The following is a 19,431-nucleotide window of genomic DNA, read 5'->3' as shown; positions in this document are numbered from 1 at the left end:
ATCCGCATCGCCCCCGGCGCGCGGGCCCCGGAGCGGGCCAGCCTGGGACCAGCGGCCCGGCCGGGCCGTCACCACCGCCCCGCACCGCGGGGCCCACTCCAGGAGGACCACCATGACCCACCGCTCCCACACCGCCCAGCCCGCCGTCACCCGCCCCAGCGACCGCGACCGCCTCGCCCGCGTCGTCGACGCCGCGGGCGAGGAGACCGGCGCGATCACGGCCGAGTACGGCATCCTCACGCTCGCCGCCGTGGGCTTCGCGGGCGTGCTGGCCGTCGTGCTCACCAGCCCGGACGTGCAGTCGCTGCTCGTGGACCTCGTCACCGGGGCGCTCCAGCGTGACTGAGCACCCGGCCTCCGCCCCGCCGTCCGCGCGCCGCCCGGGCGCCCGGACGGCGGGGCGGCCCCGGGCGCTCCGGGGCGGCGAGACCGGGGCCGTCACCGCCGAGTACGCGGTGCTGCTGCCCGTGATCGCATTCGTGCTCGTATCCGTCCTGCTGGCCGGCGCCGCCGCGGTGCAGCAGGTGCGGGGTCAGGACGCGGCGGCGTCGGCCGCCCGCATCCTCGCCCGGGGCGACGACGAGGCGGCGGCCCGGGACGCGGTGGCGCGCATGGCCGGCGACGATGCCTCGCTCTCGCACACCGTCGAGGGCGGGTGGGTGACCGTCGAGGTCGTCCAGCCCGGCCCCGGGCCGCTCGCCTGGGCCGAGGTGCTCACCCTCACCGCGCACGCCGCCGCCCCCGACCAGCGGCCCGGAACGCCCGCCGCTTCGCCGGAGGACCGGTCATGACCCGCGGGAGGGCGCCCGCGCGGGGCGAACGAGGCTCGGGCACCGTGTCCGTCCTGGGCACGGCCGCCCTGGGGGCGGGGCTGCTGCTGGCGGTCGCGGCGCTGGGGCAGGCCTCGGTCACCGGCGCCCGGGCGGCCGGGGCCGCCGACCTGGCGGCGCTCGCCGCCTCCGACGCCCGGCGCGGGCTCTCCGACCATGAGCCGTGCGCGCTGGCCGGGCGGACCGCCGCACGCAACGGGGCCGCCGTCGTGGCGTGCGAGGTGCGCGAGGACGGGACCGTGCGCGTCGCGGTCGAGCTCGCCCGCGCTCCGCTGCCGGCGGCCACGGCCGACGCCGTCGCGGGCCCGCCGCGGTCTCAGGCCCCGGGCGCCGCGTCCGTGGCCCCGCCGGAGGAGGCGCCGCCCGAGCCGTCGGTCGAGGCGTCCGCCGGGACGAGGTGATCGGCGTGGTCCATCAGGAACCGCAGGACGGTCAGCGCGCCGGCCTTGTCCAGTGGGCTGTTGCGATTGCCGCACTTGGGGGACTGCACACAGGACGGGCAGCCCTCCGCGCACTCGCACGCCGCGATGGCCCCCGCCGTCGCCTCGACCCAGCGTCGCGCCTGCTCGAAGCCGCGTTCGGCGAAGCCCGCCCCGCCGGGCCGGCCGTCGTAGACGAACACGGCGGGGGAGCCGGTGTCCGGGTGCAGGACCATCGAGACGCCTCCGATGTCCCAGCGGTCGTTCGAGGCGACGAGCGGCATCATGCCGATCATCGCGTGCTCGGCCGCGTGCAGGGCGCCGGGCAGGCGATCCGTGGTCAGTCCCGCGGCGATGAGCTCGTCCGAGGCCGCCTGGAACCACACCGCCGAGGTGAACAGGTCCCGCGCCGGCAGGTCGAGGGGCTCTTCGCCGAGCACCTCCCCGGAGGCCAGGGCCTTGCGCTGGAAGGACACCACCTGGGTGCGGACCTGCACATCCCCGAGGCACCAGCGCAGGGTGCCCTCGCGCGCGTCCAGGCGGCGGTGCACCGCCACGATCTCGATCTCCGTGACGTCCCGGGCCTGCGTGGTGAAGTCCGGCCAGGCGCGCGTGACCACCACCGTGTGCGCATCCTCGTCCAGCTCCTCCACGAGGTACGTGCGGTCCTGGTGCACGTACACCGCGCCGGGATGCGCCTGGTAGTGGGTCTGGGGCGAGTCCATCGTGCCCAGCAGGGCGCCGGACTCGGCGTCGATGATGTCCATGGGACCGCCCCCGTCGTCCCGCAGGGAGACCATGCCGGCGGCGTGCTCGGGGTGCGTCCAGAACCAGCCGGCCGGCCGACGGCGCAGCAGCCCCTGCTCGACCAGCACGTCCAGCAGGGCGCGCACCCGCTCCGGCTCCCCGAACCAGCCGAACGCCTCGGGCGTGATCGGCAGCTCCGCGGCGGCCGCGCACAGCTGCGGGCCGAGCAGGTGCGGGTTCTCCGGGTCCACCACGGTGTCCTCCACGCCCAGGTCGAACACGGCCTCCGGGTGGTCCACCACGAACGTGTCCAGGGGGTCGTCCGAGGCCACGAAGAACGCGAGCGCGTCCTGGCCGCCGCGCCCGGCGCGGCCGATCTGCTGGAAGAACGACGCGCGGGTGCCCGGCCAGCCGGCCACCACCACCGCGTCCAGCCCCGCGACGTCGATGCCCATCTCCAGCGCCGGCGTCGAGGCCATGCCCAGCAGCCGACCCGAGCGCAGGTCCGCCTCCAGCTCCCGCCGCTCCTCGGGCAGGTAGCCCGAGCGGTAGGCCGCGATCCGGGTGCCGAGCCCCGGCTCGACCTCCTCGAGCTGCCGCTTGGCCGCGCTGGCGATGGCCTCGGCCCCGCGCCGCGAGCGGATGAACGCCAGCGTGCGGACCTGCTGCAGGGCCAGGTCCGTGACCAGGTCGGCGGCGGCGGCCATCGCCGAGCGCCGGACGGGCGCGCCGTTCTCGCCCCGACGGTCCGTCAGCTCCGGCTCCCAGAACGCCACGGTGACCGCCCCGTGCGGGGACGCGTCCTCGGTGACGGCCGTGGCCGGCGCCCCGATCAGTCGGGCGAAGTGCCCGGCCGGATCCGCCGACGTCGCCGACGCCCCGATGAACACGGTCTCCGGACGGTCCCCGCGGTAGTGGGCGGCGATGCGCCGCAGCCGGCGCAGCAGGATGCCCACCTGCGAGCCGAAGACGCCCCGGTAGGTGTGCGACTCGTCCACCACCACGAACGCGAGGTTCCGGAAGAACGCGGCCCACCGCTCGTGGTGCGGCAGGATCCCCACGTGGAGCATGTCCGGGTTGGTCATGAGCACGGTGGCGTGCTCGCGGGCCCAGATCCGGTCCTGCGGTGCGGTGTCGCCGTCGTAGGGGGCCGCGCGCAGCCCCGGGGCGCCGTCCCGCTCGAGGGCGCGCCAGGAGGTCAGCTGGTCCGCCGCGAGGGCCTTGGTGGGGGCGAGGTAGAGCGCGGTGGCCCGGGGGTCGGCGGCCAGCCGGGTGCCGACCGCCAGCTGGTAGCCCAGCGACTTGCCCGACGCCGTGCCCGTGGCGAGCACGGTGTGCGTCCCCGCGCCGGCCAGGGCCGCGGCGCGCACCTGGTGCAGCCACGGCCGCTCGACGCCGCGCGCCGCGAACGCCCCGACCAGGCCCTCCGGAGCGTCCGCGGGCCAGTCCGTGTGCCGGGCCTGCCGTGCGGGCAGCTCGGTGACGTGGCGGATCTGCTCGGGCAGCCCGGTCCGGCCCAGCGCCGCACGGAGTCCGGCCCCCGCCGGGGTGTCCGGGCGCAGGTCGCCGGGTGCCGTGACGGACAGCCCGGCCACGACGTCGGCCACCATCTCACCGACGGGCTGCGGCTCCGGTCCGGAGAAGTCCGGGGCGGCGTCGTCGACGGGCGGCGCGGCGTCCGCCGTGCCGGGCGGCCCCCAGCCGCCCGCGGGATCCGCCCAGGGATCGTGCTCCGGGAGGTGGCCGGTCACGCCCCCATGGTGCCGGTGTGCTCGGCGGTGGGGTTGTCCTCGGCCAGGCCGCGACCCCAGATGGACACGGGGCCGAGGTCGGTCCAGGCCAGGTGGCGGTACAGCTTCTGCCCGTCCGGGGAGGCGACGAGCAGGCCGCGGCTGATCTCACCCTCGCTCATGACCTCGGAGGTGAGATAGCGCATCACGAGGGAGCCGAGGCCGCGACGACGGTGGTTCGGGGACGTCCAGATCCGGTCGTAGACGGCGGTGCCGTCCTCCTCGGTGACCCAGCCGAGGGCGGCGAGCTCCTCCTCGCCCTCCGGCGCGGTCGAGGCGCCGACGGCCAGGATGCGCAGGCGACGACTGCCCTCCATCGGCTGGTCCACGCGGGCCTCATAGCCCTCGGGCAGCAGCGGGGGCTCCACGTCCTGCAGCTCGGGGTCCATGTCCATGGTCATGAAGCGCTCCGGCTCGGCCTGGGCCTTCAGACCCATGGCCTTGGGGTCCTCGCCGGCGTCGCCGAACACGGTGAGCAGGATCTGCTCCTGGTCCCGCACCGCCTCGCGCAGGTCCTCCAGCTCCGCGCGGGAGGGGTTCACCACCACGTGCTCCCACGTGGCCGGCACGTCCACCGTGGCGCGACCGGAGCCGCCGGGGATCATGTGGGCGGGGCGGGGGGTGCGCAGGGCCGCGCGTCGCCCCGCCTCCTGGCTCGTGCGGTAGCCGCGCGATCGCGACCAGGCCGCGAACCAGATGTCGACCAGTGCCGGATCCAGATGCTCAGTCATGTCTGAAGGGTAAGGCGTGTGGCCGGTGCGGGCCAGGCCCCGCCCGTCCCTCACGGCCGTCACGTCCGGGGTCGCGCACTAGCCTGGACCTCGATGAGCACCGCCGCCCCTTCCCGCATCGCGCTGTACTACCGGTTCACCCCGCTCGCCGACCCCGAGGCGGTGCGGCTGTGGCAGCGCACGCTCGCCGCGTCCCTCGGCCTGACCGGCCGGATCATCGTGTCGCCGCAGGGGATCAACGGGACCGTCGGCGGGCCGGTCGACGCGGTCAAGCGCTACGTGCGCGGCACGCGGGAGCATCCGGCGTTCCGGGATCTCGAGGTGAAGTGGTCGGACGGCTCGGCGGCGGACTTCCCCCGCCTCTCCGTCAAGCTCAAGCCCGAGCTCGTCGCGTTCGGGGCCCCCGAGCGCGTCACCGTGGACGCGGGCGGCGTCGTCGGCACGGGGGAGCGGCTCACCCCCGCCCAGGTGGACGCGCTCGTCGCCGAGCGCGCCGGCACCGCGAACCCCGTGCGCTTCCTCGACGGCCGCAACACGGTCGAGGCGGCCATCGGCCGCTTCGACGGGGCCGTGGTCCCGGACGCGCACACCACCCGCGACCTGCTCGCCGCCGTCGACTCCGGGGCCCTGGACCACCTCAAGGACGCGCCGCTGATCACCTACTGCACGGGCGGCGTGCGCTGCGAGGTCCTCTCGGCCCTGCTCAAGGACCGCGGCTTCGCCGAGGTCTACCAGCTCGACGGCGGCATCGTCCGCTACGGCGAGGCCCGTGGCGACGCCGGACTGTGGCGGGGCGAGCTGGCCGTGTTCGACCGACGCCTGTCCACCCGCTTCACCGCCGACGCCGAGACCATCGGCCGGTGCGTCACGTGCGAGGCACCGACCTCGGCGCTGCGCAACTGCGCCGACCCGGCCTGCACCACGCTCGAGGTCCGCTGTGCGGCCTGCGCCGCCGACGACCCCGAGCACCGCTGTCCTGTCTGCGCCCACCGCCCCCACCCCGCCGAGAGGACCGAGGCATGAGTCCCGTCCCGACACCCCCGTCGCCCCCCGCCCCGCGGCTGACCCCGGCCACGGCCGTGGCCCTCGCCGCGGACCTGGCGGCCCTGCCGTTCACCACCGCCGCCGTCGAGGGGCTGCTCGGACCCGTGGCCACGCTCGCCCTGGACCGCGAGCACGCCGAGGCCGCCCGCCGCGTCGTCGCCGGTCACCTGGCGGGCCCCGACCGGCACGACGACGAAGCCGGCCCCGGCGACCGGCACGGCACGCGGGCCCTCGCCGCCGCCGTCGGGGCCTGGCTGCTCGGCGAGCCCGTCCCCGCCGCCGACCTCGACGCCGCCCTGCCCAGCCTTGGCCTGGCCGGGGCCGTGGCGGCCGGGCTCGTCGTCGAGGGGCCGGACGGACGCGTGCGCGGCGCGGTGGACCTCTCGCCGTACGAGGCGGACGAGCCGGGCCGGATGTGGATCGCCTCGGACCTGACGGCCCTGCAGCGGCGCGGCCCGCTGCCTCCCGAGCACGTGCTCGGCGTCGGTCGGGCCTCCCTCACGCTCGCCGGCGCCACGCAGCGCCGTCCCGTGGCCCGCGCCCTCGACGTGGGGGTGGGCTGCGGGATCCAGACCCTGCACCTGCTCGCCCACGCCGACCACGTCACCGCCACGGACCTCTCCGAGCGCGCCCTGGCGTTCACCCGGTTCAACCTGCTGCTCAACGCGGACGTGCTCGGCCTCGACCGGGAGCGGCTCGAGGACCGGGTCCGGCTGGCGGCCGGCGATCTGCTGGCGCCGGTGGCGGGGGAGCGGTTCGACCTCGTGGTCTCGAACCCGCCGTTCGTGATCACCCCGCGCACGGACCCGGACGCGCCCGTGCTGACCTACCGCGACGGCGGCGGCGAGGGCGACCGGATCGTCGCGGAGCTGATCGCGGCCCTGCCGGACGTGCTCGCCGAGGGCGGCACCGCGCAGCTGCTCGCCAACTGGGAGATCCCGGCGGGTGACACCGCCGACGCCGACACCGCACCGTGGGACGCGCGCCCGCGTTCGTGGGTGGCGCCGGGGATGCAGGCCTGGTTGCTCCAGCGCGACCGGCAGGACCCCGCGGGCTACGCGGAGACGTGGCTGCAGGACTCCTCGCTCGAGCTCGACCCGCCCGCCTACGAGGCCGCCTACCGCGGGTACCTGGACGACTTCGCCGCGCGCGGGGTCGCGGGCGTGGGCTTCGGCCACGTGTGGCTGCGTCGGCCCGCCGCGGACGGCTCCCAGGGCCGGGCGTGGGTGGTCGCCGAGGAGCTGACCCAGCCGGTCGACGAGGCCCTCGGCACCGCGTGGGCCGCCGCCGTCGCCCGCCGGGACCGGCTCGCCGCCGGCGCCGGGGCGGGGGACGCCGTCGGGGACCCGGCCCTGGCCGCGCTGCGCGGCCTGCACCTGCGCGTGGCCGCGGACGTCACGGAGGAGCGCCACCAGCGGTTCGGGGCGGAGCACCCCGAGGTGATCCTGGCCCGCCAGGGCTCCGGGTTCCGGCGTGTGGCGCGCCTGGACACCGCGACGGCGGGCGTCCTCTCGGCCAGCGACGGCGAGCTGTCCGTGGGGCAGCTGGTGGGCGCGGTCGCCGCGCTGCTGGAGCTGGACGACGCCGGCCGGGCCGGCCTGCTGGCCGCGCTGCGGGAGCTGTACGAGGACGGTTTCCTCGTGGAGGGCTGACGATCGGGTGGTGGCGGGCGCGGGGACGCCGGGCGTTATCGTGGTCAGCGCGCCCTACGATGTGGGGACGTCCGCCCCCGGCGGACACGGGTCGGCTCGCGTCGGCCCCGGACCCGCAGCCATCCCGTCCCAGGAGGACCCGTTGTCCACTACCCCTGCTTCCGTGACCGCTTCCGTGCCCGAGGGCAAGAAGCTGGTCATCGTGGAGTCCCCGGCCAAGAGCAAGTCCATCGCGAAGTACCTCAACGCGGTGGGCTCCGGCTGGGTGGTGGACTCCTCCGTGGGGCACATCCGCGACCTGCCCAAGCCCTCGGACCTGCCGGCGGACATGAAGAAGGGCCCGTTCGGCAAGTTCGCCGTGGACACGGAGCACGGCTTCACCCCGTACTACGTGGTGCACCCGGACAAGAAGAAGAAGGTCACGGAGCTCAAGCGCGAGCTCAAGGACGCCGAGGCCCTCTACCTCGCCACGGATGCGGACCGCGAGGGCGAGGCCATCGCCTGGCACCTGCTGGACACCCTCAAGCCCACGGTGCCGGTGTACCGGATGACCTTCGGCGAGATCACCGAGGAGGGCGTGCGCCGAGGCCTGGAGAACATCCGTGAGCTGGACACGGCCCTCGTGGACGCTCAGGAGACGCGCCGCATCCTCGACCGGCTCTTCGGCTACGAGCTCTCCCCGGTGCTCTGGCGCAAGGTCTCCCGCGGCCTCTCCGCGGGCCGTGTGCAGTCCGTGGCCACCCGCCTCGTCGTCGAGCGCGAGCGCGAGCGCATGGCCTTCGTCTCCGCGCAGTACTGGGGCGTGGAGGGCACGTTCACCGTCGCCGAGGGCGCCCAGGCCGCCGAGGCCGTGGGCAGCTCCTTCACCGCACGTCTGAGCACCGTGGACGGCGAGCGTGTGGCCACGGGCCGCGACTTCGACGACGCCGGGCGGCTCAAGGCCTCCGCCGGCAAGAAGGTGACCCACCTGGACGAGGCCGGCGCCCGCTCGCTGGCCGAGGGTCTGCGCGGGGCGGACTTCACGGTCGACTCGGTGGAGGACAAGCCGTACACCCGCCGCCCGGCCGCCCCCTTCACCACCTCCACGCTGCAGCAGGAGGCCGCCCGCAAGCTCCGCATGAGCTCCCGCGTCTCCATGCAGGTGGCCCAGCGCCTGTACGAGAACGGCTACATCACGTACATGCGCACGGACTCGGTGAACCTCTCGCAGGAGGCCGTGCAGGCCGCCCGGCGCCAGGCCACCGAGCTCTACGGGGCGGACGCCGTGCCGGCCCAGCCGCGCGTCTACGCCAAGCGCAACGAGACCGCGCAGGAGGCCCACGAGGCCATCCGGCCCGCGGGGGACTCCTTCCGGACCCCGGCCCAGGTCAAGGCCGAGCTGCGCCCGGACGAGTTCCGCCTGTACGAGCTGATCTGGAAGCGCACCGTGGCCTCGCAGATGGCCGACGCCAAGGGCTATACCGCCACGCTGCGGCTCTCGGCCACCGCGCAGGACGGCCGCCTCGCGCAGTTCAGCGCCTCGGGCACGGTCATCACGTTCAAGGGCTTCCTCGACGCGTACGAGGAGGGTCGGGACGCCGAGGTCGACGGCGAGAACGCGGAGGCCAAGGACCGCCGCCTGCCGCAGGTGGCCCAGGGCGAGCGCCTCACCGGTGACCCGATCGAGGCCACCGGGCACGAGACCTCCCCGCCGGCCCGCTACACCGAGGCGTCGATCGTCGCCGAGCTGGAGCGCCGCGAGATCGGGCGTCCCTCCACGTACGCCCCGACGATCTCCACGATCATGGACCGCGGCTACGTGTCCAAGCGCGGCACCGCGCTCGTCCCGTCGTGGACCGCGTTCGCGGTGATCGGCCTGCTCGAGGACTACTTCGCGAAGTACGTGGACTACGACTTCACGGCCCGCATGGAGGACGACCTCGACCGGATCGCCGCGGGCGAACTCGGCCGCGAGGCCTGGCTGCAGACCTTCTACTTCGGGGCCCCCGCCGCGGAGACGGAGAAGGGCGTCGAGGGCCTCAAGCACGTGGTGGACAACCTCGGCGAGATCGACGCGCGGGCCGTGAACTCGCTGCCGATCACCGAGGACATCACCCTGCGGGTGGGCCAGTACGGTCCGTACCTGGAGCGGTCGCTGCCGGCCGACGCGGAGGCGGGCGCCACCCCGCCGCGCGCCAACGTCCCCGAGGACCTGGCCCCGGACGAGCTCACCCCGGCCAAGGCCGAGGAGCTGTTCGCCACCGCCCAGCCCTCCGAGCGCGAGCTCGGCACGGACCCGGAGACGGGCCGGACCATCGTCGCCAAGGACGGGCGCTACGGGCCCTACGTCACCGAGGTCATCCCCGAGATGACCGAGGAGGAGCTGCAGGCCTGGCTCGACGCCCAGCCCACCGAGTACTACAAGAACGGCAAGCCCAAGCCGAAGAAGAAGCCGGCCAAGGAGAAGCCCCGCACCGGCTCCCTCTTCACGAGCATGTCCGTGGACACCGTGACCCTCGAGCAGGCGCTGCAGCTGATGTCCCTGCCGCGCGTCGTGGGCGCGGACGCCGAGGGCGAGGTCATCACCGCCCAGAACGGCCGCTTCGGGCCCTACCTGAAGAAGGGCTCGGACTCGCGCTCGCTCGAGTCCGAGGACCAGATCTTCAGCATCACGCAGGAGCAGGCCCTCGAGATCTACGCCCAGCCGAAGCAGCGTGGCCGCGGGGCCGCCAAGCCGCCGCTGGCCGAGTTCGGCGAGGACCCGGTCTCCGGCAAGAAGGTCACTGTGAAGGAGGGCCGCTTCGGCCCGTACATCACGGACGGCGTCACCAACATCACCGTCCCGCGCGGCCGCCGGCCCGAGGAGCTCACGGCGGAGGAGGCCTACCAGCTGCTCGCGGACAAGCGCGCCAAGGGCCCGGCCACCCGCGGCGGTGCCAAGAAGCCGGCGGCGCGCAAGGCCCCGGCCAAGAAGACCACCGCGCGGAAGAAGGCCTGAGCGCCATGCGCCTCGGCGTCCTGGACATCGGCTCCAACACCGTTCACCTGCTGCTCGTGGACGCCCACCCGGGGGCCCGCCCCGTCGCCTACGCGGAGCACAAGCGCTCCCTCCCGCTGATCCGCTACCAGGACGCCGACGGGGCGATCACGGAGGAGGGTCAGCGGGAGCTCGTGGACTTCGTCCGTGAGGCCGCCGCGTTCGCGGAGGAGCACCGGGCGGAGGACATGATCTCGTTCTGCACCTCGGCGATCCGCGAGTCCGCGAACGGCGCCGCCGTGCTGGCCCGCGTGCAGGCCGAGACCGGTGTGCACCTCTCCGAGCTCACGGGGGACCAGGAGTCGGCCATGACGTACTTCGCCGTGCGCCGCTGGCAGGGCTGGGACGCCGGCTCCATCCTGAACTTCGACATCGGCGGCGGCTCCTTCGAGATCGCCTACGGCCAGGACGAGCTGCCCTCGCACGCCCTGTCCCTGCCGCTGGGCGCCGGCCGCCTCACCCGCGACTGGGTGCCCGAGGACCCGCCCAGCCCCAAGGCGGTGAAGAAGCTCCGCAAGCACGTGGAGAAGCGACTCGAGGAGGCGTACACGGTCTTCCCGCGCATCGAGTCGCCCGTGGTGGTCACCGCCACCTCGAAGACGTTCCGCTCCCTCGCCCGGATCACCGGGGCGGCGCCGTCGGCGGCGGGGCCCTTCGTGAAGCGGCACCTGCGCGCGGACGACCTGCACCTGTGGGTGAACCGCCTCGCGGCGATGACCATCGCGGAGCGGGCGGAGCTGCCCGGCGTCTCGGACGTGCGCGCGCACCAGGTGTTCGCGGGGGCGATCGTCGCGCTGACGGCCATGCGCACGTTCGGCATCGCCCAGCTCGAGATCTGCCCGTGGGCGCTGCGCGAGGGCCTGATCCTCAACCGCCTCGACGCGCTCATGCTCGAGGGCCACCTCACCCGGGACGGCCTGCCCGGCGTCGGCCACGTGAACCTCAACCCGGACACCCTCCTGCCGGGACTGAGCCTGGGGGTGCGCTGAGCATGGCGGACGCCACCGCGCACCTGGCCCCCGCGGCGCGCTTCGGCGCGGACATCCCCGTGACCCTGTCCTCCTCGTCCGTGTTCCCCCTGGGCACCCAGGACGTGTTCGCCACCGCCGAGGACCTCGGCTACGACGGCGTGGAGGTCATGGTCACGCACAACGCGTGGAGCCAGGACGCGCGGCGGCTGACGCGGCTGTCCGAGCGTCACGGGATGCCCATCGACTCCATCCACGCCCCCACCCTGCTGTTCACGCAGCAGGTCTGGGGCTCCGCGTGGTCCAAGATCCGCCGCTCCGTGGAGCTGGCGCAGGCCGTGGGTGCGGCCACCGTGGTCGCCCACCCGCCGTTCCGCTGGCAGGGCACGTACGCGGTGCGCTTCGCCGAGGGCATCCACGAGCTCATGGCGGAGACCGGCGTGGTGATCGCGGTGGAGAACATGTACCCGTGGCGGGCCTACGGCCGCGAGGCCAAGATGTACCTGCCGCACTGGAACCCGCTGCCCGAGCCGTACGAGCACATCTGCTGGGACTTCTCCCACGCGGCCATCGCGCGGGCGGACTCCCTGGCGGCCGTCCGCGAGCTCGGCCCGCGGCTGCGGCACGTCCACCTCACCGACGGCAACGACTCCGGCAAGGACGACCACCTGGTCCCCGGCGAGGGCACGCAGCGCGTGGCCGAGACCCTGCGCCACCTGGCGGCCGAGGGCCTGGCCGGTGCGGTGTGCGTGGAGGTGGGCACCCGCGGCGTGGAGTACGCGGGCCAGCGCGAGGAGAAGCTGGCCGCCTCGCTCGCCTTCGCGCGCGAGCACCTGGCCGCCGGCGGGACCGACCACCACGACGACGACGGCGTTCCGCGCCCGACCACGAAGGAGACGGACCGACCATGAAGCTGACCATCCTGGGCCTGGGCACCATGACCGGCGCGATCCTCGCCGGAGCCCTCGACGCCGGCGCCGTGCGCGCCGAGGACGTCACCGCCACCACCCGCTCCGCCGCCTCCGCCGAGAAGGCCGCCGCGCAGCACGGCGTCACCGTGACCTCCCAGGAGCGGGACGAACGCGCCAACCATGCCGCGGTCGCTGAGGCGGACATCGTCCTGGTGGGCGTGAAGCCGAAGGACATGGTCGCCACCCTCACGGACCTGGCGTCGTCGCTGCGCCCCGAGACCGTGGTGGTGTCCGTGGCAGCCGGCGTCACCGCCGCGACCATGGCCGCCGTGCTGCCGGCGGGGCAGCCGATCGTGCGGACCATGCCGAACACGCCCCTGACGGTGGGCTCCGGCGTCGTGGGCGTGGCCCCCGGGCCGGGCGTCACCGAGGAGCAGGCCACCGCCGTGCGCGCTCTCTTCGAGGGCTCCGGCCTGGTGGTGCCGGTGGCCGAGGAGCAGCTCTCCGCCGTGGTGGCCACCGCCGGCTCCGCCCCGGCCTACGTGTTCCTGCTGGCCGAGCTGATCGCCGCCCACGGTGCGGAGATGGGACTGGACGCCGCCTCCGCCGAGGCCATGGCCGCGGCCACCGTCAAGGGCGCCGGCATCATGCTCCAGCAGGAGGGGGCCAGGGCCGGGGCTCTGCGCAAGGCCGTGATGAGCCCGAACGGCACCACTGAGAAGGCCGTGGAGGCGTTCCTGGACGGCGGCATGGGCGACCTCGTGAACCGTGCCATGGACGCGGCCGCGCAGCGCGACAGGGAGATGGCCGAGGAGTTCGGGGCCTGACGGCTCCGGCGTGCCTCAGGGCCGGGCGGCGAACCGGTCGATGAGGTCGGTGTGGCCCGAGACGATGAGGGTGTCGCGCGGGCCCACCCGGGTGTCCGGCTGGGCGTAGGTGAAGTCCTCGCCCGGGGTCTTCACGCCCACCACGGTCACGCCGTACTTGGAGCGCACGTGGGACTCGGCGAGCGTGAAGCCCACGCACTCGGCCGGCGGGTACATCTTCACGATCGCGAAGTCGTCGTCGAACTCGATGAAGTCGAGCATGCGCCCGTTCACGAGGTGGGCGGCGCGCACGCCGGCGTCGTGCTCCGGGAAGATCACATGGTTCGCCCCGATCCGCTTGAGGATCGTGCCGTGCGCCTCGCTGATCGCCTTCACCCAGATGTGCGGGATCTCCAGGTCCACGAGGTTCACGGTGATCAGCACCGATGCCTCGATGGAGGTGCCCACGCCGACCACCGCCGTCGAGAAGTCCTGCGCACCGAGCTGGCGCAGGGCCTCGGAGTCGGTGGCGTCCGCCTCCACCACGTGGGTCAGCGAGGGGGCGTAGCGCTGCACGAGGACGGGGTCCCGCTCGACGGCGAGCACCTCGCGCCCCTGTGCGACGAGCTCCTCGGCCGTGGCGGCGCCGAAGCGGCCCAGCCCCACGACGAGCACGGGGGCGTTGGGATCGGTGCGCTGCGGGGTGTCAGCCAATGACCGGCCTCTCGACGGGGTAGCGGTAGAGCACGCGCCGCTGGCGCAGGGCCAGGGCGGCGGCGAACGTGATCGTACCAACGCGGCCCGCGAACATCATGGCCGTCAGGACGTACTTGCCGGCCGGTGGGCTCTCCGCGGAGACGCCCACGGAGAGCCCGCACGTGCCGAACGCGGAGATCACCTCGAACAGGGGTCGCTGGAGGGACTCGTCGGTGATGTGCACCAGCGCCAGAGTGGCCACGAGCACGAGGGTGGCCCCGAGTGCGAGCACCGCGATGGCCACGCGCAGGGACTCGGGGGCGATCGTGCGGCCGTGCGCCGTCACCTCGCGGTCGCCGCGCGCCTCCGCCACGATCGCGAGGAACATGATCGCCAGCGTGGTCACCTTGATGCCGCCCGCGGTGGAGGCGGACCCACCGCCCACGAACATCAGCGCGTCCATGAGCAGCAGGGACTCGGGCTGGTGCGCGTTCGTGTCGTCGATCGCGAAGCCTCCGGAGCGGGTCATCACGGAGCCGAACAGGGAGTGCCCGACCCGCTGCCAGAAGCCCATGCCGGCCTGGGTCGCCGGGTTGCCCGCCTCGAAGAAGAAGAGGGCGACGGCGCCGAGCACCAGCAGGGCCAGCGTCACCTCGACCGTGAGCTTGGTGTGCAGGTTCCACTCCCGGAACCGCCACCCCTTCTCCAGCAGCACCATGACCACGGGGAAGCCGAGCGCGCCGAGGAACACGCCGACGCCGAGCACCGTGATGACCACCGGGTCGTGCATGATCTCCGGCAGGCCGTCCACGTGCAGGGTGAACCCCGCGTTGTTGAAGGCGCTGACCGAGTAGAAGACACCGTGCCACAGGCCGGTGAGCCACGAGCCGGAGATGGCCGCGAACCGCGGCACGAGGACGAGCGCCAGCGCGGCCTCGGCGGTCAGCACCGTCACGACGACGACGCGCAGCAGCTGGCCGACCTCGCCGAGACTGCCGGAGGTCATGCCCGCCTGCTGCGTCGCCAGCTTCGACCTCAGGCCCAGATGCCGGGAGACGGCCAACGTGAGCAGCGAGGCCATCGAGAGGATGCCCAGGCCGCCGATCTGGATGGCCACGAGGATGACCACCTGGCCCGCGGGGGACCAGTGCTCGGCCGTGTTGACGGTGGTCAGACCGGTCACGGAGAAGGCGGAGACCGCGGTGAACATGGCGTCGTGCAGGGGGGTGGCGTGGCCGTCCGCCGCGGCCCACGGCAGGGCGAGGAGCCCGGTGAACACCAGGGCCATGAGGGCGAAGGCGGAGAGGGCGGCGCGGGCCGGGGAGCCGCCCACCACCGAGCTGACGGCACGGCCCGAGCGCCGCAGCGCCGTGCGCAGGTCGGTCGAGGACTCCAGCGTGGAGGCCTGGCCGGGCCGGGGGAGTCCGCCGGGCCGGCGCACCCCGCCGTGGCGGCGGGCGTGCGGGGTCGGACGGGGACCTGCCACGGGGCACCTCCTGCACGGGGACGGGGAACGGACCGGCTCCCAGTATCGCGCGCCCCTGAGGCCCGCGCGTCACGCGGGTGAGACATCCGAGGCGCTCGTCGCCACCGTGCCGCCCGGAGCCCTAGGCTGGACCGTGATGAGCACCACGTCCACCCCTCCCGCTCCCACCCCCGCCGCTGTGGTGTGGGACTCCAGCCTGCTCCGCTACCGGTTCAGCGCGGAGCACCCGATGGCGCCCCTGCGGCTGGACCTCACGCACCGGCTCGTGGAGGCGTTCGGCCTGCTGGACGCGCCCCACGTGCGGATCGTGGAGCCGCCCGTGGCCACGGACGAGCAGCTCGCCCTCGTCCACGATCCCGAGTACGTCGCCGCCGTCCGCCGGGCCGCGGCGACGTCGTCGGACGAGGACGGCCGCTTCGGCCTGGGCACCGAGGACTGTCCCGTGTTCCCGGACCTGCACGAGTCCGCCGCCCGGATCGCGGGCGGCTCCCTCGTCGCCGCGGAGGCGATCTGGTCCGGCGAGGTGGACCGCGCCGTGAACTTCGCCGGCGGCATGCACCACGCCGCCCGGTCCTCGGCGTCCGGGTTCTGCATCTACAACGACTGCGCCGTGGCCATCCAGCGCCTGCTGAACCTCGGCGCGGAGCGCGTCGCCTACGTCGACGTGGACGCGCACCACGGCGACGGCACGCAGTCGATCTTCTACGACGACCCCCGCGTGCTCACCATCTCCCTGCACGAGACGGGCATCAGCCTGTTCCCGGGCACGGGCTTCGCCAACGAGATCGGCGGCTCGGCCGCTCAGGGCACAGCGGTGAACGTCGCGCTGCCCCCGCGCACCGGCGACGCCGGCTTCCTGCGCGCCGCCCACGCCGTGGTCCCCCCGCTGCTGCAGGCGTTCGCCCCGGACGTGCTGGTCAGCCAGCACGGCTGCGACGGTCACCGCACGGACCCGCTCGCCGACCTGCGGCTGAGCGTGGACGGCCAGCGCCAGCTCGCGTTCGACGTCGGCGACTGGGCCGACCGGTTCGCGCACGGCCGGTGGCTGGCCACCGGGGGCGGCGGCTACAACCCGCTGCGGGTGGTGCCGCGCGCGTGGGCCCACCTGACCGCCGCCGTCCTGCAGACCCCGATCCCGGTGAAGAGCGAGATCCCCGCCGCCTGGATCGAGCACGTCCGGACCCTCACCGCGGACGAGCTGACCGGGGACATGTCCGTGCACGAGGGGGACGACGCCGAGCGGATCCCCACCGTGATGGGCGAGGACGCGGACGTGTGGTGGCGCTCGTGGGAGGTGGGCTACGACCCGGCCGACCCGGTGGACCAGTCGATCATGGCCACGCGCCGCGAGGTGTTCCCGCTGCACGGGCTGGACCCCTGGTTCGACTGAGCCGGCCCGCGTCCCGGTTCGACCGCGGCCCGTGCGGCCGGTATTGTGGCCGAGAACGTTTCCAGGCGTTCCACATCCGGTGGAATGCGGGTCGGCGTGTCCGGCGCCCCGGATGCCTGCGGTCCCACGACCGCCGGCCCTCGCCCCGATTCAAGGAGTCCCCATGGGATCTGTGATCAAGAAGCGCCGCAAGCGCATGTCGAAGAAGAAGCACCGCAAGCTGCTTCGCAAGACCCGTCACCAGCGTCGCAACAAGAAGTGACGCCCGCGCCCTCGGGGCGCTGACGAGACGAAGCCGCCGTCCCCTTCCGGGGGCGGCGGCTTCGTCGTGGACGGCGATCCGTAGAGTGGGGCCATGACCGCCGACCTGCCCGCCGCCACCGCCCGCGTCCAGCTGCTCGTGAAGCCCGGCTGCCACCTGTGCGCCGACGCCAAGGCCACGGTGGCGCAGGTGTGCGACGCGCGGGGCGAGGCCTGGGAGGCCGTCGACGGCGCCGCGCACCCGGCCCTGCTCGAGCGGTTCGCGGACGAGGTGCCCGTGCTGTTCGTCGACGGCGTCCAGCGCGACTTCTGGCGCGTGGACCCGGCCCGCCTGGGCCGGCTCCTGGACGCCCCGCGGGCCTGAGCGGGCTCAGCGGCGCGCGAAGCGCTGCCAGGCCTTCAGCCGCATGTACTCCGTGGCGTCCGGGCGGTAGGCGAGCACGATGCCGGCGACGCCGAGGCCCACCCACACCAGGTCCAGCGGGCTGAACGCCCCCATCACCGCGTTGGAGACCAGCACCAGCACGGACAGGGACGCCAGCACCGTTCCGACGATGCGCGCGGCGCGCGAGCCGCCGCGGATCGCGAACGCCACCCACAGGTAGACGAGGAACGCGAGCACGCCGAACACGGCCGCCGTCGTGGCGAGGGCCGGAAGCATCCCGTCCGTCATGGCGCGCATCTGCTCCGCCTGGTCGGCGGGCAGATCCATCTGCTCGACGGACCGGTCCAGCTCCTGCTGGATCGCGGCCTGGCCCTCCGGCTGGGTGATGGCGAAGGCCGCGAGCAGGGTCGTCGCCAGCAGCAGGAGGCCGCCCGAGACGATCAGCCAGAACGCGGCCGTCAGGGAGCGCGGTCGCGGGGGCAGCTCGACCGGGCTGGGAGACTGCCAGCCGGCGGGGCCGTGGGAGGAGGGGGCCTGGGGCATCCCCGCCTGGCCCGGGGCGCCGTACGGAGCCGCCGACGGTGCGCCGTAGGGGTTCTGGCCGTACGGGCTCGCGCCCGACGGGTCGGGGGAGCCCGGGGTCGGCCCCTGCGGGGCGGCGCCGTACGGGTCGGAGCCGTACGGGTTCTGGCTGCCGTGGGGATCGGTGGGCGAGGTGCCGGACATGGGGCCTCCTAGCGACGCCGACGCTCGCGGCGCCTCGGTGCGGACGGGGGTGGCGGCGCGGTCGCGCCGAGCTGCGCCCCACGCTACCGCCGGGGCCACCGGTCCGCCTCTGCCAGACTGGCCCCATGCAGACGCTCGCCACCGTCCACCTGGTCCGCCACGGAGAAGTCCACAACCCCGATCGTGTCCTCTACGGCCGCTTGCCGGAGTTCGGGCTCTCGGAGCTCGGCCACGAGATGGCCCGGGGCGTGGCCGCGTGGTTCGCGGAGCGCGCCGCGCAGACCGGCCGGGCGCCCGCCGTCGTCGCGGCCTCCCCGCTGACCCGCGCGCAGCAGACCGCCGCGCCCATCGCGGCCGCGTTCGACCTGCCGCTGGTCACCGAGCCGGACCTGATCGAGGCGGAGAACGCCTTCGAGGGCATGTCCCAGGTGGCGGCGTCGCTGAAGCGCAACCCGCGGCTGTGGCCCCAGCTGCGCAACCCTCTGCGCCCGTCCTGGGGTGAGCCCTACCGCGCGCAGGCCGCCCGGATGCTGGCCGTCGTCGACCGGCTCCGCGGCGAGGCCGTGGCCGCCGAGGGGCCCGGCGCCGAGTCCGTGCTCGTCTCGCACCAGCTGCCGATCTGGGTGACGCGCCTGGCCGTCGAGGGCCGTCCGCTGTGGCACGACCCGCGCTGGCGTGAGTGCTCGCTGACCTCCGTGACCTCGCTCGTGTACGAGGAAGGGCGCAGGGTGCCGCGCGTCGAGTACCACGAGCCGAACCAGGCCCTGCTCAAGGACGCCTCCTCCCTGCCGGGCGCCTGAGGCCCCCCGACGGCGACCGGCGTCGACGATGCCGTCCGCGGCCTCCCACGGGGTGGGGGTGTGACGTCCAGGGTTCAGTCAGAATGCGGGGCGGACAGTAGACTTCCCAGGTCCCCGGAATCCAGCCCCGCGCGTCCCCTGGAGGGCAGCCCGCCATGCAGACCCCCCGTCCGTCCCGTCGCACCGTGCTGACCGGCCTCTCGCTGCTCGGCCTCGCGCCCGTCCTCGCGGCGTGCTCGGGGGACGACTCGCTGACGCAGCAGGCCGGGAACGCGGACGGCAAGAACTACATCGCCGGCGACGGCTCCGTCCGCGAGATCGCGCCGGAGGAGCGCGGCGCCCCGGTCGAGTTCTCGGCCGAGCTCTTCGACGGCACCCCCGTGACCGGCGCAAGCCTGCGCGGCACCCCCGCCCTGCTGAACTTCTGGTACGCCTCATGCGCGCCGTGCCGCGTCGAGGCCCCCCACCTCGTCTCCCTGCACGAGCAGTTCGCCCCGCAGGGGGTGCGGTTCCTCGGCGTGAACGTCCGGGACACCGTCACCACCGCGCAGGCCTTCGAGCGCACCTTCGAGATCCCCTACCCGTCCATCGAGGACGCCCGCGGGGACGTGCTCCTGAACATGACCGACTACGTGCCCCCGCAGGCCGTGCCCTCCACCCTCGTCCTGGACGTCGAGGGCCGCGTGGCCGCCCGCGTGCTCGGCGCCGTGGAGGAGTCCACCCTGCGCGCCCTGCTCACCACCGTGGTGGACGAGGCCGCGGCCTGACCCGGC

Annotated in this window: 19 protein-coding genes; 14 read left to right on the top strand and 5 right to left on the bottom strand. The window is 74.5% G+C overall.

What is annotated here, in order from left to right; all coding sequences use genetic code 11:
- Nucleotides 1–112 precede the first annotated feature (112 nt).
- The 3 genes from G6R13_RS02675 to G6R13_RS02665 are packed head-to-tail and all read left to right on the top strand — an operon-like array spanning nucleotide 113 to nucleotide 1,231.
- On the top strand, nucleotides 113–346 hold the full coding sequence (locus G6R13_RS02675) for a DUF4244 domain-containing protein (protein WP_044658881.1): 234 nt from the start codon (nucleotides 113–115) through the stop codon (nucleotides 344–346).
- A complete protein-coding gene (locus tag G6R13_RS02670) occupies nucleotides 339–791 on the top strand; it encodes a TadE family type IV pilus minor pilin (protein WP_044658882.1) in 453 nt (150 codons plus the stop codon). Before G6R13_RS02675 ends, G6R13_RS02670 begins: the two co-directional genes overlap by 8 nt.
- A complete protein-coding gene (locus G6R13_RS02665) occupies nucleotides 788–1,231 on the top strand; it encodes an Rv3654c family TadE-like protein (RefSeq protein WP_044658883.1) in 444 nt (147 codons plus the stop codon). Before G6R13_RS02670 ends, G6R13_RS02665 begins: the two co-directional genes overlap by 4 nt.
- Here the strand turns inward: G6R13_RS02665 and G6R13_RS02660 are convergent.
- Nucleotides 1,147–3,747: a Zn-binding domain-containing protein gene (locus G6R13_RS02660; protein ID WP_163720976.1), complete on the bottom strand. Its 2,601-nt coding sequence runs from the start codon at nucleotides 3,745–3,747 to the stop codon at nucleotides 1,147–1,149. The two genes, G6R13_RS02665 and G6R13_RS02660, sit on opposite strands and share 85 nt — an antisense overlap.
- Nucleotides 3,744–4,517 (bottom strand): GNAT family N-acetyltransferase, encoded by a 774-nt coding sequence (locus G6R13_RS02655; protein WP_020626505.1) that lies wholly within the window; start codon nucleotides 4,515–4,517, stop codon nucleotides 3,744–3,746. The genes G6R13_RS02660 and G6R13_RS02655 overlap by 4 nt, the downstream gene beginning before the upstream one ends.
- Before the next feature lie 93 nt (nucleotides 4,518–4,610).
- Here G6R13_RS02655 and G6R13_RS02650 point away from each other — a divergent pair, with 93 nt between their 5' ends.
- From G6R13_RS02650 to proC, 6 genes are all read left to right on the top strand, one after another.
- Nucleotides 4,611–5,540, top strand: coding sequence for a rhodanese-related sulfurtransferase (locus tag G6R13_RS02650; RefSeq protein WP_163720974.1), 930 nt, complete (start codon nucleotides 4,611–4,613; stop codon nucleotides 5,538–5,540).
- On the top strand, nucleotides 5,537–7,213 hold the full coding sequence (locus tag G6R13_RS02645) for a methyltransferase (RefSeq protein ID WP_163720972.1): 1,677 nt from the start codon (nucleotides 5,537–5,539) through the stop codon (nucleotides 7,211–7,213). The genes G6R13_RS02650 and G6R13_RS02645 overlap by 4 nt, the downstream gene beginning before the upstream one ends.
- 142 nt (nucleotides 7,214–7,355) lie before the next feature.
- Nucleotides 7,356–10,190: a type I DNA topoisomerase gene (topA, locus tag G6R13_RS02640; protein ID WP_163720970.1), complete on the top strand. Its 2,835-nt coding sequence runs from the start codon at nucleotides 7,356–7,358 to the stop codon at nucleotides 10,188–10,190.
- Between the two features lie 5 nt (nucleotides 10,191–10,195).
- Entirely contained in the window at nucleotides 10,196–11,218 is a 1,023-nt protein-coding gene (locus tag G6R13_RS02635) for an exopolyphosphatase (protein WP_002856323.1), read from the top strand.
- Nucleotides 11,219–11,220: 2 nt separating this feature from the next.
- Entirely contained in the window at nucleotides 11,221–12,108 is an 888-nt protein-coding gene (locus tag G6R13_RS02630) for a sugar phosphate isomerase/epimerase family protein (protein ID WP_065572453.1), read from the top strand.
- Nucleotides 12,105–12,935, top strand: a complete 831-nt coding sequence (gene proC / locus G6R13_RS02625; RefSeq protein ID WP_063189790.1) for a pyrroline-5-carboxylate reductase — start codon at nucleotides 12,105–12,107, stop codon at nucleotides 12,933–12,935. The genes G6R13_RS02630 and proC overlap by 4 nt, the downstream gene beginning before the upstream one ends.
- A gap of 15 nt (nucleotides 12,936–12,950) precedes the next feature.
- On the opposite strand, the gene G6R13_RS02620 is transcribed toward proC, so the two are convergent.
- Together G6R13_RS02620 and G6R13_RS02615 are read right to left on the bottom strand one after the other, a co-directional pair.
- The gene (locus G6R13_RS02620; protein WP_002856329.1) at nucleotides 12,951–13,628 is read right to left on the bottom strand and encodes a TrkA family potassium uptake protein; all 678 of its coding nucleotides are present in this window, start codon (nucleotides 13,626–13,628) and stop codon (nucleotides 12,951–12,953) included.
- Nucleotides 13,621–15,096 (bottom strand): potassium transporter TrkG, encoded by a 1,476-nt coding sequence (locus tag G6R13_RS02615; RefSeq protein ID WP_098470739.1) that lies wholly within the window; start codon nucleotides 15,094–15,096, stop codon nucleotides 13,621–13,623. The genes G6R13_RS02620 and G6R13_RS02615 overlap by 8 nt, the downstream gene beginning before the upstream one ends.
- 136 nt (nucleotides 15,097–15,232) lie before the next feature.
- On the opposite strand from G6R13_RS02615, the gene G6R13_RS02610 reads away from it, so the two are divergent.
- The 3 genes from G6R13_RS02610 (at nucleotide 15,233) to G6R13_RS02600 (ending at nucleotide 17,111) form a co-directional block, all read left to right on the top strand.
- Entirely contained in the window at nucleotides 15,233–16,486 is a 1,254-nt protein-coding gene (locus G6R13_RS02610) for an acetoin utilization protein AcuC (RefSeq protein ID WP_163720968.1), read from the top strand.
- Between the two features lie 163 nt (nucleotides 16,487–16,649).
- Entirely contained in the window at nucleotides 16,650–16,748 is a 99-nt protein-coding gene (locus G6R13_RS02605; protein WP_005504750.1) for an AURKAIP1/COX24 domain-containing protein, read from the top strand.
- Between the two features lie 93 nt (nucleotides 16,749–16,841).
- Nucleotides 16,842–17,111 (top strand): glutaredoxin family protein, encoded by a 270-nt coding sequence (locus G6R13_RS02600; protein WP_163720966.1) that lies wholly within the window; start codon nucleotides 16,842–16,844, stop codon nucleotides 17,109–17,111.
- Between the two features lie 6 nt (nucleotides 17,112–17,117).
- On the opposite strand, the gene G6R13_RS02595 is transcribed toward G6R13_RS02600, so the two are convergent.
- A complete protein-coding gene (locus G6R13_RS02595; RefSeq protein ID WP_163720964.1) occupies nucleotides 17,118–17,858 on the bottom strand; it encodes a hypothetical protein in 741 nt (246 codons plus the stop codon).
- Between the two features lie 125 nt (nucleotides 17,859–17,983).
- Between G6R13_RS02595 and G6R13_RS02590 the strand changes: the two genes are divergently transcribed.
- Both G6R13_RS02590 and G6R13_RS02585 read left to right on the top strand, forming a co-directional pair.
- Nucleotides 17,984–18,658 (top strand): histidine phosphatase family protein, encoded by a 675-nt coding sequence (locus tag G6R13_RS02590; protein ID WP_163720962.1) that lies wholly within the window; start codon nucleotides 17,984–17,986, stop codon nucleotides 18,656–18,658.
- Nucleotides 18,659–18,813: 155 nt separating this feature from the next.
- Nucleotides 18,814–19,425 (top strand): TlpA disulfide reductase family protein, encoded by a 612-nt coding sequence (locus G6R13_RS02585; RefSeq protein WP_163720960.1) that lies wholly within the window; start codon nucleotides 18,814–18,816, stop codon nucleotides 19,423–19,425.
- The last annotated feature ends 6 nt before the right edge of the window (nucleotides 19,426–19,431 follow it).

It is taken from the genome of Micrococcus sp. Alg238-R198 (assembly GCF_900537135.1).
Taxonomy (GTDB): Bacteria; Actinomycetota; Actinomycetes; order Actinomycetales; family Micrococcaceae; genus Micrococcus; species Micrococcus luteus.
Note: the sequence above shows the minus strand (reverse complement) of the source record. Positions and strands in the feature narration are given on the sequence as shown.

What these genes read in the sequence shown, in the direction of transcription:
- G6R13_RS02600 (WP_163720966.1), top strand. Translation starts at nt 16,842, where the DNA reads ATGACCGCCGACCTGCCCGCCGCCACCGCCCGCGTCCAGCTGCTCGTG.
- G6R13_RS02590 (WP_163720962.1), top strand. Translation starts at nt 17,984, where the DNA reads ATGCAGACGCTCGCCACCGTCCACCTGGTCCGCCACGGAGAAGTCCAC.
- G6R13_RS02630 (WP_065572453.1), top strand. Translation starts at nt 11,221, where the DNA reads ATGGCGGACGCCACCGCGCACCTGGCCCCCGCGGCGCGCTTCGGCGCG.
- G6R13_RS02585 (WP_163720960.1), top strand. Translation starts at nt 18,814, where the DNA reads ATGCAGACCCCCCGTCCGTCCCGTCGCACCGTGCTGACCGGCCTCTCG.
- G6R13_RS02655 (WP_020626505.1), bottom strand. Translation starts at nt 4,517, where the DNA reads ATGACTGAGCATCTGGATCCGGCACTGGTCGACATCTGGTTCGCGGCC.
- G6R13_RS02645 (WP_163720972.1), top strand. Translation starts at nt 5,537, where the DNA reads ATGAGTCCCGTCCCGACACCCCCGTCGCCCCCCGCCCCGCGGCTGACC.
- proC (WP_063189790.1), top strand. Translation starts at nt 12,105, where the DNA reads ATGAAGCTGACCATCCTGGGCCTGGGCACCATGACCGGCGCGATCCTC.
- G6R13_RS02665 (WP_044658883.1), top strand. Translation starts at nt 788, where the DNA reads ATGACCCGCGGGAGGGCGCCCGCGCGGGGCGAACGAGGCTCGGGCACC.
- G6R13_RS02610 (WP_163720968.1), top strand. Translation starts at nt 15,233, where the DNA reads ATGAGCACCACGTCCACCCCTCCCGCTCCCACCCCCGCCGCTGTGGTG.
- G6R13_RS02595 (WP_163720964.1), bottom strand. Translation starts at nt 17,858, where the DNA reads ATGTCCGGCACCTCGCCCACCGATCCCCACGGCAGCCAGAACCCGTAC.
- G6R13_RS02605 (WP_005504750.1), top strand. Translation starts at nt 16,650, where the DNA reads ATGGGATCTGTGATCAAGAAGCGCCGCAAGCGCATGTCGAAGAAGAAG.
- G6R13_RS02635 (WP_002856323.1), top strand. Translation starts at nt 10,196, where the DNA reads ATGCGCCTCGGCGTCCTGGACATCGGCTCCAACACCGTTCACCTGCTG.
- G6R13_RS02650 (WP_163720974.1), top strand. Translation starts at nt 4,611, where the DNA reads ATGAGCACCGCCGCCCCTTCCCGCATCGCGCTGTACTACCGGTTCACC.
- G6R13_RS02675 (WP_044658881.1), top strand. Translation starts at nt 113, where the DNA reads ATGACCCACCGCTCCCACACCGCCCAGCCCGCCGTCACCCGCCCCAGC.